Annotated in this window: 12 protein-coding genes; 9 read left to right on the forward strand and 3 right to left on the reverse strand. The window is 62.9% G+C overall.

What is annotated here, in order from left to right:
* The first annotated feature begins 1 nt into the window (after position 1).
* Entirely contained in the window at positions 2–1318 is a 1317-nt protein-coding gene (locus ACF8RA_RS23710; protein WP_176683202.1) for a bifunctional DedA family/phosphatase PAP2 family protein, read from the forward strand.
* Positions 1319–1408: 90 nt separating this feature from the next.
* Here the strand turns inward: ACF8RA_RS23710 and ACF8RA_RS23715 are convergent, their stop codons facing one another.
* From ACF8RA_RS23715 to ACF8RA_RS23725, 3 genes are read right to left on the reverse strand one after another with little or no spacing between them, the layout of a single operon-like run.
* Positions 1409–1999 carry an LON peptidase substrate-binding domain-containing protein gene (locus ACF8RA_RS23715; RefSeq protein WP_176683201.1) on the reverse strand — a complete coding sequence of 197 codons (591 nt, stop codon included), beginning with the start codon at positions 1997–1999 and terminating at the stop codon, positions 1409–1411.
* A gap of 9 nt (positions 2000–2008) precedes the next feature.
* Positions 2009–2725: an LrgB family protein gene (locus ACF8RA_RS23720; RefSeq protein WP_176683200.1), complete on the reverse strand. Its 717-nt coding sequence runs from the start codon at positions 2723–2725 to the stop codon at positions 2009–2011.
* Positions 2722–3084 (reverse strand): CidA/LrgA family protein, encoded by a 363-nt coding sequence (locus tag ACF8RA_RS23725; RefSeq protein WP_012053815.1) that lies wholly within the window; start codon positions 3082–3084, stop codon positions 2722–2724. The genes ACF8RA_RS23720 and ACF8RA_RS23725 overlap by 4 nt, the downstream gene beginning before the upstream one ends.
* 143 nt (positions 3085–3227) lie before the next feature.
* Here ACF8RA_RS23725 and ACF8RA_RS23730 point away from each other — a divergent pair, with 143 nt between their 5' ends.
* The 8 genes from ACF8RA_RS23730 to ACF8RA_RS23765 all read left to right on the forward strand — a co-directional run bounded on the left by ACF8RA_RS23730 (position 3228) and on the right by ACF8RA_RS23765 (position 13640).
* Positions 3228–3683: a MaoC family dehydratase gene (locus tag ACF8RA_RS23730; protein ID WP_176683199.1), complete on the forward strand. Its 456-nt coding sequence runs from the start codon at positions 3228–3230 to the stop codon at positions 3681–3683.
* A gap of 117 nt (positions 3684–3800) precedes the next feature.
* Positions 3801–4679, forward strand: a complete 879-nt coding sequence (gene prmA, locus ACF8RA_RS23735; RefSeq protein ID WP_176683198.1) for a 50S ribosomal protein L11 methyltransferase — start codon at positions 3801–3803, stop codon at positions 4677–4679.
* Between the two features lie 42 nt (positions 4680–4721).
* On the forward strand, positions 4722–6065 hold the full coding sequence (locus ACF8RA_RS23740; RefSeq protein WP_176683197.1) for a DUF3426 domain-containing protein: 1344 nt from the start codon (positions 4722–4724) through the stop codon (positions 6063–6065).
* A 206-nt stretch (positions 6066–6271) separates the two neighbouring features.
* Complete coding sequence (dusB, locus tag ACF8RA_RS23745; protein ID WP_392519636.1) at positions 6272–7285, forward strand: tRNA dihydrouridine synthase DusB; 1014 nt, start codon at positions 6272–6274, stop codon at positions 7283–7285.
* Positions 7282–7602, forward strand: a complete 321-nt coding sequence (gene fis / locus ACF8RA_RS23750; protein ID WP_012274390.1) for a DNA-binding transcriptional regulator Fis — start codon at positions 7282–7284, stop codon at positions 7600–7602. Before dusB ends, fis begins: the two co-directional genes overlap by 4 nt.
* An 81-nt stretch (positions 7603–7683) precedes the next feature.
* Positions 7684–9291, forward strand: a complete 1608-nt coding sequence (gene purH / locus ACF8RA_RS23755) for a bifunctional phosphoribosylaminoimidazolecarboxamide formyltransferase/IMP cyclohydrolase (RefSeq protein WP_003249687.1) — start codon at positions 7684–7686, stop codon at positions 9289–9291.
* A 146-nt stretch (positions 9292–9437) separates the two neighbouring features.
* Complete coding sequence (gene purD, locus ACF8RA_RS23760) at positions 9438–10733, forward strand: phosphoribosylamine--glycine ligase (RefSeq protein WP_003249685.1); 1296 nt, start codon at positions 9438–9440, stop codon at positions 10731–10733.
* Between the two features lie 135 nt (positions 10734–10868).
* Complete coding sequence (locus ACF8RA_RS23765) at positions 10869–13640, forward strand: hybrid sensor histidine kinase/response regulator (RefSeq protein ID WP_176683195.1); 2772 nt, start codon at positions 10869–10871, stop codon at positions 13638–13640.
* The last annotated feature ends 26 nt before the right edge of the window (positions 13641–13666 follow it).

The raw sequence follows: 13666 nt of genomic DNA on the forward strand, positions 1-13666 counted from the left end.
CATGGGCCAATGGCTCGACAGCCTGACCGGCTGGCTCAGCGCCAACCCGCAGTGGCTTGGCCTGGCGATTTTCCTGGTGGCCTGCATCGAATGCCTGGCCATCGCCGGCATTATCGTGCCGGGCACCATACTGCTGTTCGCCGTTGCGGTACTGGCCGGCAACGGCGCGTTCAGCCTGGGCGAAACGCTGCTCCTCGGCTTTCTCGGCGGCCTGCTGGGCGACGCCCTGTCTTACGCAGTGGGCAAGTACTTTCACCAGAACATCCGCCGCCTGCCGCTGCTCCGCCACCATCCAGAATGGATCGGCAGCGCCGAAAGCTACTTCCAGCGTTATGGCATCGCCAGCCTGCTGGTAGGCCGTTTCATCGGCCCGCTGCGGCCGATGCTGCCAATGGTCGCCGGCATGTTCGACATGCCCCTGCCGCGTTTCATCGCTGTCAGCCTGTTGGCGGGTGCCGGCTGGTCGGTAGCCTACCTGCTACCCGGCTGGGCCACCGGCGCCGCCATGCGCCTGCCCCTGCCGGAAGGCTTCTGGCTGGACGCCGGGATCATTGCCGGCGCCCTCGCAGTGCTGATCGGCCTGAGCCTGAATACCAGCCTGCGTGACCAGCGCCACGGCACGCGGCTGGTTGCCGCTCTCAGCTTTATCGCCCTGGCCGGTGTATTCCTTGGCTGGCCCTACTTCCATGAGTTCGACCAAGGCGTGATGACACTGGTCCAGGAGCATCGCAGCCAGGCCATCGACAGCACCGTGGTACTGGTGACACGACTAGGCGATTTCCGCACCCAGTTCTTCCTCGGCGGCCTGCTGACCGGCCTGCTGCTGCTTGCCCGCCAGTGGCGACATGCATTTTTCGCCGCTGGTGCGCTGATGGGTACGGCGATCGCCAACGGCACCCTGAAATGGCTATTTGCCCGGGCACGGCCGGAAGTATTGACCGACCCACTGACCAGCTACAGCATGCCCAGCGGGCACAGCTCGGCATCGTTCGCGTTCTTTCTGGTAATGGCCGTGCTGGCAGGGCGTGGGCAGCCACCACGGATGCGTCTGACCTGGGTGATGCTGGGGTGCATTCCGGCGCTGGCGATTGCCCTGTCGCGGGTGTACCTGGGGGCGCACTGGCCAACCGACATCCTGGCCGGGGCCCTTCTGGCCTGTTGCGTGTGTGCACTCAGCCTGACATTGGTGCAACGCCAGCAGGCCCTGCCGGCCCTGCCGCTTCGGGTGTGGTGGCTGGTGTTGCCGGCATGCGTGGCGCTGCTGGCGTTCTTTGCCATGCATGCGCTGCCTCAGGCGTTGGCCAGGTATCAATATTGATGTCGCCTGTGCCGGCCTATTCGCGGAGATCGCGCTTGTCGTAGGCGCGGGTTTACCCGCGAAGGGGCCGGCACAGGCAATACAGAACCATCAGGCGAACAGCTCACCCTGAATCCGTTCCAGCAGTTTCTGGATTTCCCCCAGCCGCTGCTGCGGCGAATCGAGAGTCAGCAGGTCCAGCTTGTCCTCTTCCATGAACGGCAACAGGTACGCCAGCTGATTGGCCAGCGCCTGACGCCCGTCCACCGGGCGCGGCATGCCCAGCGCTTCGACCATGGGATGCTCACCCAGGGCCACCAGCAGCGCCAGCAGGTCGTCATCGGCCTCGAGCAACGGGCTGTCTGCCTGCTCCGGCAGCCATTGCACCTGCCCCACCAGCAACTGGTCCTTCTGCACCTCGGAGCTTTCCAGATTGAAGCGCCGCACGCCCTCGACGCGAATACCCAGCAAGCCGTTATCCTGCTGCACGAAGTCGCGGATCACCGCTTCACAGCCGATCGAGGCGACCACCGGCGGCGCCTTGCCGACTTGTTCGCCATCAAGGATGCATACCACACCAAACCCTTCGCCCTGCTTCATGCAGCGCCCGATCATGTCCAGGTAGCGCGCCTCGAAAATCTGCAAATCGAGAAAGCAGCCAGGAAACAGCACGGTATTGAGCGGAAACAGCGGTAGCGTCATCACAATTCCTCAAGCCACCAGGCTGACCGCCAGCGGCAGGAACACCGCTGTAGCCACTCCCATCAGGCTCATCGCCAGCGCGGCAAACGCGCCGCATTCGTCACTTTCCTGCAGGGCCACCGAAGTGCCCACTGCGTGTGCGGTCACGCCCAGCGACATGCCGCGCGCCTCAGGGCTGTGCACGCCGAAGCGGCTCAGCAACGCCGGGCCGAAGATCGCCCCGATCACCCCGGTAATCAATACGAACACTGCCGCCAGGGCCGCCACGCCGCCAATCTGCTCGGCCACCAGCATGGCGATCGGCGAGGTGACGGACTTCGGCGCCATGGTCATCAGGATCATGTGCTCGGCACCGAACCACCAGCCCAGCACCAGGCAGAAGAGCGTGGCGAACAGGCCTCCGACTACTAGCGTAGTAAATGTAGGCCAGAACAGCTGGCGGATACGCCGCAGGTTGAGATAGAGCGGCACGGCCAGGGCCACAGTGGCGGGCCCCAGCAGAATGTTCATGATTTCGGTGCTTTTGCGGTACTCGCTGTAATCGATACCGCTCAGCAGCAACACGCCGATCACCAGCAGCATCGACACCAGTACCGGTTGCAGGAAGATCCAGCGGGTTCTCTCGTAGGCTGCCAGCACTACCTGATAGGCTCCCAGCGTAATGCCGATACCGAACAATGGGTGATGTATGACCGCATCGAGCGCGCCCTGCCAGTCGAACATCATGGCTGTTCCTCACGCTTGCCCTGGCGCTGGATGAGCTTCTGCATCAGCACACCGACGAACACGAGGGTCACCAGGCAGGAGATCAGCAAGGCCCCGACAATCGCCCAGAAGTCGGCGGCAATGTCCTTGGCATACACCATCACCCCAACTGCCGGCGGCACCAGCAGCAGCGGGAGATAGCGCAGCAAGCTGCTGGCGGCCTCGTTCAGCGGCTTGCCGACCTCACCGCGGGCCATGAGGAAGAGCAGCAACAACAACAGGCCTATGATCGGCCCGGGCAAAAACGGCACGAACAGGTGATTGATCGCCGTCCCCAGCAGCTGGAACAGTACCAGCCAGGTCAAACCACGCAACAGCATAAGCATCTCCCTCCGGCATGGCCGCCATTATAAGCACGCACAGCTTCAGACCGATATTCGCCGAAAAGCGGGCAACTTGACTGAAACGGTTCGCCGTGCTGATCTTGTACTTTCGTACCAACTGACAACCCGGAGAGTCCGCGATGCCCCATGTACCGGTTACAGAGCTTTCGCAGTACGCTGGCAAGGAGCTGGGCCACTCTGAGTGGGTGAAGATCGACCAGCAGCGCATCAACCTGTTCGCCGAGGCGACCGGCGACTTCCAGTTCATCCATGTCGACCCTGAGAAGGCAGCAAAAACCCCGTTTGGCAGCACGATCGCCCATGGTTTCCTGACCTTGTCGCTGATCCCCAAGCTGATCGAGGACATCCTCGTCCTGCCGCAAGGGCTGAAGATGGTGGTGAACTACGGGCTGGACAGCGTGCGCTTCATTCAGCCGGTCAAGGTCGACAGCCGCGTTCGGCTGAAGGTAACGCTGGCCGAGGTGGTGGAGAAAAAACCGGGGCAGTGGCTACTCAAGGCGATTGCCACGCTGGAGATCGAAGGTGAAGAGAAGCCTGCTTATATAGCCGAGTCGCTGTCGCTCTGTTTTGTCTGATACATGCCCCGGGGGCTGCTATGCAGCCCCCGATCCACAAATCCCCCGCACTCGCGTAAACTGCCAGCCTTCGCGCAGCCTAGGGCTGCCCCTGTCGATTTATCAAAGGTGCCCGCCATGCCCTGGCTGCAAGTACGCCTGGCCATCAGCCCGGAACAAGCCGAAACCTATGAAGACGCGCTACTTGAAGTAGGCGCCGTCTCGGTCACGTTCATGGATGCCGAAGATCAACCGATCTTCGAGCCAGACCTCAACACCACCCCGCTGTGGTCGCACACCCACCTGCTGGCGCTGTTCGAAGCCGATGCCGACCCTGAACAGGTGTTCGCCCATTTACGCCTGCTGACCGGCGCCGAGCTGCCCGAACACCAGGCCGAGCTGATCGAGGACCAGGACTGGGAACGCAGCTGGATGGACAACTTCCAGCCGATGCGCTTCGGTCGCCGCCTGTGGATCGTGCCCAGCTGGCACGATGCTCCGGAAAAGGACGCCGTGAACCTGCTGCTCGACCCGGGCCTGGCCTTTGGCACCGGCACCCACCCCACCACGGCCCTGTGCCTGGAATGGCTCGACGGCCAGCAGCTTGAAGGCACCCAGGTGCTGGACTTTGGCTGCGGTTCGGGCATCCTGGCTATCGCTGCATTGCTGCTGGGCGCCCGCGAAGCGGTAGGTACCGACATCGACGTGCAGGCCATCGAGGCTTCGCGCGACAACGCCCAACGCAACGGTATTGCCGACGAGAAACTGGCGCTGTACTTGCCCGAGCACATGCCGGCGATGCAGGCCGACGTGCTGGTTGCCAACATTCTCGCCGGCCCACTGGTGTCGCTGGCGCCACAATTGTCCGGCCTGGTTCGCCCAGGTGGCCTGCTGGCGCTGTCGGGCATCCTCGCCGAGCAAGGTGAAGAAGTGGCCGCCGCTTACGCCGCCGATTTTGAACTGGACCCGATCGTCGTGCGCGACGGCTGGGTGCGCATCAGTGGTCGGCGTCGCTAAGCGGGCCTAGAATACATTTCTGCACAGCTCCCGGATCGCCGCATGACCGACAGTTTCGTCACCCAGTGCCCGCATTGCCAGACCAGCTTTCGCGTCACCCACCACCAGTTGAGCGTGGCCCGCGGTGTGGTGCGCTGCGGGCATTGCCTGCAGGTATTCAATGCCGCCAAGCAGTTGCTGGAGCAGAACCGCGCCGCGCCCACCAGCGCCCCCGGGGTACCGGCGTCGGCACCTGCAGCGCCTGCCGAACCGGCGCCAGAGCCTGCCATCAGTGTACGCGGCAGCTCCCCTGACCAGGACTGGGCGCTTACCGCCCAAGCGCTGGACGAGCTTGACCTCGACAAGGAACTGGAGCGCCTGGAGCGTCGCGGCCAACCGGCCCCGACCCGCCCGGCCAGCCAAGGTGACCAGTTGCAGGCACGGCGCGACGAACTTCACCCGGACGAGCACGCAGAAGACCTTTTCGGCACGGCTACCGATGAGCCCTACGCGCCGCAGGAACCGGCAGAGCCTGGTCCAGTACGGCTGGAGCCAGAGCCTTTGGAACTGGACCTGGAGCCTGCACCCGGCGAGCGCACCGAGCCGACCCTGGGCAGCAACCTTGACCTGGACATCGATGGCGAGCCGCCCGCGCACCGTGCAGCCGAACGCGATGACCAGCCCGCGCTCAGCGAACCGCTGCGCATCAGCGATGACGAAACCCCGGAAAAGGGCCTGAGTGCCCGTGACGACGAGCCCTTGGCGCTGCGCCTCTCGGCGCATGATGACGAGCCAGTCGAGCCGTTGCCCGGAGAGCGCCTGGAACCAGGCCTTGCCGGCAAACCTGAGCGCCCCTCGCGCAAGGAGCCGCTGGTCGATGTGGTCGACGACCCGCTGCAGCTGGGCTGGGAAAAACCCGCACCCCACTGGGGCAAGCGCCTGCTGTGGGGCTTTCTGACCCTGCTGGCTGCCGGCCTGCTGGCGTTCCAGTACGTGTGGTTCCACTTCGACGAGATGGCCCGCCAGGATCAGTATCGGCCGATTTTCCAGCAGATCTGCCCGATGGTCGGTTGCCAGGTACCTACCCGCGTCGATATTGCACGGATAAAGAGCAGCAATCTGGTGGTGCGTAGCCACCCTGACTTCACGGGCGCCCTGATTGTCGACGCGATCATCTACAACCGCGCGCCGTTCGCCCAGCCGTTCCCGTTGCTGGAGCTGCGCTTCGCCGACCTCAATGGCCAACTGATCGCCAGCCGTCGCTTCAAGCCCAGCGAGTACCTGTCGGGCGAACTGGCAGGGCGTGGCGAAATGCCCAGCCAGACGCCGATCCACATTGCCTTGGACATCCTCGACCCGGGGCCGAAGGCCGTGAATTACAGCCTGAGCTTCCGTTCGCCGGAATAAGCGACAAGCGGCCAGCAGCAAGCCACAAGACAAGAGGCCCAAAACGTGGCCGCTTTTGGCGTGTCGCTTGCTGCTTGAAGCGCAAAGGCATAAGCCGGCAACTGTTCAGATTTTATCCAAATCCATCTTTATCCAGTCATCGAGAGCGGGTATCATGCCAACCCTTTTTCGAACTCCAAGATTCGGCCCCACAACAGGGATCACCTATGTCGGCGGTACGCATCGGCCAATACACACTACGTAACAACCTGATCCTCGCGCCCATGGCCGGGGTGACGGATCAGCCTTTCCGTACACTTTGCCAGCGCCTGGGCGCCGGTATGGTGGTGTCGGAAATGGTAAGCAGCAACATGAGCCTGTGGAACAGCCGCAAGTCGAGCCTGCGCCGCATCCATGAAGGTGATCCCGAGCCACGCTCGGTGCAGATCGCCGGCGGTGATGCGCAGATGATGGCAGCGGCGGCAAAGGCCAACGTCGACGCGGGTGCCCAGATCATCGATATCAACATGGGCTGCCCGGCAAAAAAAGTCTGCAACAAAGCCGCAGGCTCTGCTTTATTGAGAGATGAAGCCTTGGTCAGCGAGATCCTCCACGCCGTTGTCAGCGCCGTGGATGTACCGGTGACCCTGAAAATCCGCACCGGCTGGGACCGGGCGAACAAGAACGGCCTGAACGTGGCGAAGATCGCCGAACAGGCCGGCATCCAGGCGCTGGCGGTGCATGGCCGCACACGTGCCGACCTGTATACCGGCGAAGCCGAATACGACACCATCGCTGCCATCAAGCAGGCGGTGTCAATCCCGGTTTTTGCCAACGGCGATATCACCTCGCCAGAAAAGGCCCGGGCGGTGCTGGAAACCACCGGGGTCGATGGCCTGTTGATCGGCCGGGCTGCCCAGGGGCGGCCATGGATCTTTCGCGAGATCGAGCATTACCTGCGCACTGGCGAACACCTGCCAGCGCCGCAACTGGAAGAAGTGGAACGCATCCTGCTGGAGCATCTGGCCGCGCTGCATGCCTTCTATGGCGATGTGATGGGCGTACGTATCGCCCGCAAGCACGTTGGCTGGTACCTGGCAACACGACCCGGCGGCAAGGAGTTTCGCGCCCGGTTCAACGCTTTGGAAGACACACAAGCGCAGTGCGCCAACGTTCGCGCGTTTTTCAGCGAACGTCGACAGAGCCTTGAGACAGAGGACGGACAAGGGGTGGCCGCATGACGATGATGACCGAGACATTTGTGAGTGGAACAACGCCCGTGAGCGACAACGCCAACCTGAAACAGCACCTCAACACGCCGAGCGAAGAGGGCCAGACCCTTCGCGACAGCGTCGAGAAGGCGCTGCACAACTACTTCGCCCACCTGGAAGGCGCGACCGTGACGGACGTGTACAACCTGGTGCTCTCCGAAGTCGAGGCGCCCCTGCTCGAAAGCGTGATGAACTACGTGAAGGGCAACCAGACCAAGGCCAGCGAGATGCTCGGGCTGAACCGAGGCACCCTGCGCAAGAAGCTCAAGCAGTACGACTTGTTGTAAGCCAGAATCCCATCCAGAAAAGGCGACTCCCTGAACAGAGGCGCCTTTTTTGCTGACTCCACCGCGTTATTGGAATCCGAAATGACCGACCAGACTACCCGCCTGCCAGTCCGCCGCGCCCTGATCAGCGTCTCCGACAAGACCGGTATCCTCGAATTCGCCCGTGAGCTGCAGCAGCTCGGTGTCGAGATCCTGTCCACCGGCGGCACCTACAAGCTGCTCAAGGACAACGGCGTAAACGCGGTGGAAGTGGCTGACTACACCGGCTTCGCCGAAATGATGGATGGCCGGGTCAAGACCCTGCACCCGAAGATCCACGGCGGTATCCTCGGCCGTCGCGGTACCGACGACGCCATCATGAACGAGCACGGTATCAAGCCGATCGACCTGGTTGCGGTCAACCTGTACCCGTTCGAAGCCACCATTTCCAAGCCTGGCTGCGACCTGCCGACCGCTATCGAGAACATCGACATCGGCGGCCCGACCATGGTCCGTTCGGCAGCCAAGAACCACAAGGACGTGGCCATCGTGGTCAACGCCAGCGACTACGCCGGCATCGTCGAAGGCCTCAAGGCCGGTGGCCTGACCTATGCCCAGCGCTTCGACCTGATGCTCAAGGCGTTCGAGCACACTGCCGCCTACGACGGCATGATCGCCAACTACATGGGCACCATCGACCAGGCCAAGGACACCCTGAGCACCGAGGCGCGCAGCGAATTCCCGCGCACCTTCAACAGCCAGTTCGTCAAGGCACAGGAAATGCGCTATGGCGAGAACCCGCACCAGAGCGCGGCGTTCTATGTAGAAGCCAAGAAAGGCGAAGCCAGCATTTCCACCGCTGTCCAGCTGCAAGGCAAGGAACTGTCATTCAACAACGTGGCCGACACTGACGCCGCGCTGGAATGCGTGAAGAGCTTCGTCAAGCCGGCCTGCGTCATCGTCAAGCACGCCAACCCGTGCGGCGTGGCGGTCGTTCCGGAAGACGAGGGCGGCATTCGCAAGGCCTACGACCTGGCCTACGCTACCGACACCGAATCGGCGTTCGGCGGCATCATCGCATTCAACCGTGAACTGGACGGCGAAACCGCCAAGGCCATTGTCGACCGCCAGTTCGTCGAAGTGATCATCGCCCCGAAAATCTCCCAGGCCGCCCGCGACGTGGTGGCTGCCAAACAGAACGTGCGCCTGCTGGAGTGCGGCGAGTGGCCAGCCGAGCGCGCTGCCGGTTGGGACTTCAAGCGCGTCAACGGTGGCCTGCTGGTGCAAAGCCGCGATATCGGCATGATCACCGCCGATGACCTGAAGATCGTCACCAAGCGTGCCCCGACCGAGCAAGAGATCCACGACCTGGTATTCGCCTGGAAAGTGGCCAAGTTCGTCAAGTCCAACGCCATTGTCTACGCCAAGCAGCGCCAGACCATCGGCGTCGGCGCCGGCCAGATGAGCCGCGTCAACTCCGCCCGCATCGCTGCAATCAAGGCCGAGCACGCTGGCCTGCAGGTGCAGGGCGCGGTCATGGCGTCGGATGCATTCTTCCCGTTCCGTGACGGCATCGACAATGCAGCTAAAGTGGGTATCAGCGCCGTGATCCAGCCGGGTGGTTCGATGCGTGATGCTGAAGTCATCGCTGCTGCCGACGAGGCCGGCATCGCGATGGTGTTCACTGGCATGCGCCACTTCCGCCACTAATTACGCGGATCCCGAGGCGAGTCGAGATCCTGTGGGAGCGGGCTTGCCCGCGAATACGATGGTGGATTCACCGCCGCATTCGCGGGCAAGCCCGCTCCCACAGTGTTCGGCGCAAGCCACGGGATCACTTGAATCGAGGTTTTGACATGAAAGTTTTGATCATCGGCAGCGGCGGCCGTGAGCACGCCCTGGCCTGGAAAGTCGCCCAGGACCCACGCGTCGAGAAAGTCTTCGTTGCACCGGGCAACGCCGGTACCGCCATTGAAGCCAAGTGCGAGAACGTCGCCATCGACGTGTGCGCCCTGGAACAATTGGCCGACTTCGCCGAGAAAAACGTCGACCTGACCATCGTCGGCCCGGAAGCACCGCTGGTTATCGGCGTGGTCGACCTGTTCCGCAGCCGCGGCCTCGACTGCTTCGGCCCAACCAAGGGCGCGGCCCAGCTGGAAGGCTCCAAGGCCTTCACCAAGGACTTCCTGGCGCGTCACAAGATCCCGACCGCCGACTACCAGAATTTCACCGAGATCGAGCCAGCGCTGGCCTACCTGCAGGAAAAAGGCGCGCCAATCGTGATCAAGGCGGACGGCCTGGCGGCAGGCAAAGGCGTGATCGTCGCGATGACGCTGGAAGAAGCCGAAGCAGCCGTGCGTGACATGCTGGCTGGCAACGCCTTCGGTGAAGCCGGTTCGCGCGTCGTGATCGAAGAGTTTCTCGACGGCGAGGAAGCCAGCTTCATCGTCATGGTCGACGGCCATAATGTGCTGCCCATGGCCACCAGCCAGGACCACAAGCGCGTCGGCGACCAGGACACCGGCCCGAACACGGGCGGCATGGGCGCCTACTCCCCTGCCCCGGTCGTCACCGCCGACGTGCACCAGCGCGTGATGGACCAGGTGATCTGGCCAACCGTGCGCGGCATGGCCGAAGAAGGTAACGTCTACACCGGCTTCCTCTACGCAGGCCTGATGATCGACAAGGCGGGCAACCCCAAGGTCATCGAGTTCAACTGCCGCTTCGGCGACCCGGAAACCCAGCCGGTCATGCTGCGCCTGGAGTCGAGCCTGGTACTGCTGGTGGAAGCTGCATTCGCCAAGGCCCTGGACAAGGTCGAAGCACAGTGGGACCCGCGCCCGAGCCTGGGCGTGGTCCTGGCAGCGGGCGGTTACCCGGGCGACTACGCCAAGGGCGACGTGATCAACGGCCTGGATGCTGCCGCCAAGATCGAAGGCAAGGTATTCCATGCCGGTACTGCGCTCAAGGATGGCAAGGTAACCACCAACGGCGGGCGTGTGCTGTGTGCCACCGCCATGGGCAGCACCGTTGCCGACGCGCAGCAGCAGGCTTATCGCCTGGCCAAGGAAGTCAGCTGGAACGGCAGCTTCTACCGTTCCGACATTGGCTATCGGGCCATCGCCCGCGAGCGCGGTGAGCACCAGCAGTAAGTACTACCGGTTTGCCGTAGCTGATTCAGCTTGCGGCATCCGGCTCGTCGACAGGGCCCTGCATGGGCCTTGCCTTCGACTTGGCGCGCCGCGCATAGTGAGTACCCGGCACATCGGCCAAGAAGGGATTTCGTAGTGCGTCGGCTTCGGATTGCCTCAGCTCTGATCGTCAGCTTGCTGACCCTGCTCTGCATGTTTCCGGCTGCGGCCGAACATGACGGTGGCTGGACCGTTCTGCTCGACGAACAGGCCAACCTGCAACTGAGCGATGTGCGCTCCGAGCGCTATCGCAACCAGTTCAGCCCACTGCCTCTCGCCGACCTTGATGCTGCCCCGGCTGGACAGGCCTTGTGGTTGCACTATCGTCTGGCTCCAGGTGACCAGGAGCAACTGCTGCGGGTATTTGCCCCGGACCTTTCTGGCCTGGACCTCTACGCCCTTGAAGGCGAGCAACTTCTGCGTCAGCTGCACCACGGGCGCCAGGCCGGCAATGCCAGCCCGACCCTGCGCGGCAGCGACCATGTATTGCCCCTGCCCAACAGCAGGCAACCGCTGGACATCTATCTGCGCTTGGTTTCAGAGCACCAGCTGCGGCCGGCCATCAGCCTGGAGTCTGCGGCCCAAGCGGCCTCGGACCAACGCCAGCCGCTGCTGTTCGGCATGCTGTTCGGCGGCCTGATCATGCTGATCATGCACAACCTGATCCGCTTCCTCTACACCCGCTCCAGCACTACCCTGATCCTGGCGCTATACCACGGCCTGATGCTGCTCAGCGGTCTGATCCTGCTGAACCTCAGCGGCCCCTGGTGGCATGTGTGGCACAGTGCGCAAACGCCTGCTGCCTACCTGACACTGGTCCTGGCCGGCCTGTCCGGGCTGTATTTCACCCAACATTTCTTTTCGCCGTGCAATTCGCCACGGCTGAATCGCCTGCTGCAGGGTGAGATGCTGATTGTCGGGCTCAGTGGCCTGGTGCTGCTGTTCGTCGATACCCTGCCACTGAACCTGATGACCTACGCCCTGATGGCGCTGGGCAGCGTGAGCATGCTGCTGGTCAGCAGCTACCACTGGTACAAGGGCTATGCTCCCGGGCGCTTGTTCAGCCTGGCCATGGTGGTGTTCAACCTCGGAGGCCTGGTACTGCTGCCAGCCCTGCTGGGCCTGACACGCACCTCGACACCCTGGCTGCTGTGCATCCTACTGGGCCTGACCGTGGTCAGTGGCCTGCTGCTCAACCTGGCAGTCAGTGAACGGCTGCGGCGCATAAGCGAGGAGCGTTTCAGCGCCAGCCGTGCACTTGCCGCCAGCGATGCGGAAATCAACGCCAAAGCCGAGTTCCTGGCCAAGATCAGCCACGAAATCCGCACCCCAATGAACGGCGTGCTAGGCATGACTGAACTGCTGCTGGGCACACCGCTGTCGGTGAAGCAACGTGATTATGTGCAGACCATCCACAGCGCCGGCAACGAGCTGCTGACACTGATCAACGAAATTCTGGACATTTCCAAGCTGGAATCCCGGCAGATCGAGCTGGATGATGTGCAGTTCGACCTTAACGCGCTGATCGAGGATTGCCTGAACATCTTCCGCGCCAAGGCCGAGCAACAGAACATCGAGTTGATCAGCTTCACCCAGCCACAAGTACCGCGGGTCATCAGCGGAGACCCGACGCGCCTGCGCCAGGCCTTGTCGAGCCTGCTGGAAAACGCCCTGAAAAACACCGACCAAGGCGAGATCCTGCTGGTGGTAGCGCTGGATCAACGCGGCGAGGTGCCACGCCTGCGTATCGCCGTGCAGGACAGCGGCGAGCCGTTGCCCGCTGCCGACCGTGAAGCCTTGCTGCAGGCCGAGTTGCACAGCCACCACTTCCTTTCCAGCAACAAGCTGGGCGGCCATCTGGGGTTGGTCATCGCCAAACAGTTGATCGGTCTGATGCAGGGCGAGTTCGGCATCAAGAGCAGCACCGGCATGGGCAATACCCTGTGGCTGACCTTACCGCTGGACCCTTCGCGCCTGGAACAGCCACCGGCGGACCTCGACAGCCCGCTGCGCGATGCCCGCGTGCTGGTGGTGGACGACAACGACACGTGCCGCAAGGTGCTTGTACAGCAGTGCAGCGCCTGGGGCATGAATGTCAGCGCGGTACCGTCGGGCAAGGAGGCCCTGGCCCTTTTGCGCACCAAGGCGCACCTGCGCGACTACTTTGACGCGGTGCTGCTGGACCAGAACATGCCCGGCATGACCGGCATGCAACTGGCCGCCAAGATCAAGGAAGACCCGAGCCTGAACCACGACATCCTGGTGGTGATGCTCACCGGCATCAGCAATGCGCCGAGCAAAGTCATCGCGCGCAACGCCGGGGTCAAGCGAATACTGGCCAAGCCGGTGGCCGGGTATACGTTGAAGACCACCCTGGCCGAGGAACTGGCCCAGCGCGGCCGCGAACAAGCGATGCCTGCCAGCCTGCCTGGCGTCCCGCAGGCGCTGGACCTGCCAGGCGACTTCCGCGTGCTGGTCGCCGAAGACAACAGCATCTCGACCAAGGTGATCCGCAGTATGCTCGGCAAGCTCAACCTCAAGCCCGATACCGCCTGCAATGGCGAAGAGGCCTTGCAGGCAATGAAAACGCAGCATTATGACTTGGTGTTGATGGACTGCGAGATGCCGATATTGGACGGTTTTTCGGCCACCCAGCAGTTACGGGCCTGGGAGGCTGAAAACCAGCGCCAGCGCACGCCGGTGGTGGCACTGACTGCGCACATACTGGCCGAACACAAGGAACGCGCGCGGCTGGCGGGCATGGACGGACACATGGCCAAGCCGGTGGAGTTGTCGCAGTTACGCGAGCTGATTCAATACTGGGCCAATCACCGGGAAGTCAAGGTGGACCCGGCACATACGTCCTGACCGATAGCCAATGCTCTTGCAGGAGC

This window comes from Pseudomonas sp. FYR_5 (genome assembly GCF_043106315.1).
Taxonomy (GTDB): domain Bacteria; phylum Pseudomonadota; class Gammaproteobacteria; order Pseudomonadales; family Pseudomonadaceae; genus Aquipseudomonas; species Aquipseudomonas putida_Y.

Excerpts from the sequence above, each read along its gene's own strand:
- fis (WP_012274390.1), top strand. The coding sequence starts at position 7,282 with ATGACGATGATGACCGAGACATTTGTGAGTGGAACAACGCCCGTGAGC.
- ACF8RA_RS23710 (WP_176683202.1), top strand. The coding sequence starts at position 2 with ATGGGCCAATGGCTCGACAGCCTGACCGGCTGGCTCAGCGCCAACCCG.
- ACF8RA_RS23720 (WP_176683200.1), bottom strand. The coding sequence starts at position 2,725 with ATGATGTTCGACTGGCAGGGCGCGCTCGATGCGGTCATACATCACCCA.
- purD (WP_003249685.1), top strand. The coding sequence starts at position 9,438 with ATGAAAGTTTTGATCATCGGCAGCGGCGGCCGTGAGCACGCCCTGGCC.
- ACF8RA_RS23730 (WP_176683199.1), top strand. The coding sequence starts at position 3,228 with ATGCCCCATGTACCGGTTACAGAGCTTTCGCAGTACGCTGGCAAGGAG.
- purH (WP_003249687.1), top strand. The coding sequence starts at position 7,684 with ATGACCGACCAGACTACCCGCCTGCCAGTCCGCCGCGCCCTGATCAGC.
- ACF8RA_RS23715 (WP_176683201.1), bottom strand. The coding sequence starts at position 1,999 with ATGACGCTACCGCTGTTTCCGCTCAATACCGTGCTGTTTCCTGGCTGC.
- dusB (WP_392519636.1), top strand. The coding sequence starts at position 6,272 with ATGTCGGCGGTACGCATCGGCCAATACACACTACGTAACAACCTGATC.
- ACF8RA_RS23725 (WP_012053815.1), bottom strand. The coding sequence starts at position 3,084 with ATGCTGTTGCGTGGTTTGACCTGGCTGGTACTGTTCCAGCTGCTGGGG.
- ACF8RA_RS23740 (WP_176683197.1), top strand. The coding sequence starts at position 4,722 with ATGACCGACAGTTTCGTCACCCAGTGCCCGCATTGCCAGACCAGCTTT.
- prmA (WP_176683198.1), top strand. The coding sequence starts at position 3,801 with ATGCCCTGGCTGCAAGTACGCCTGGCCATCAGCCCGGAACAAGCCGAA.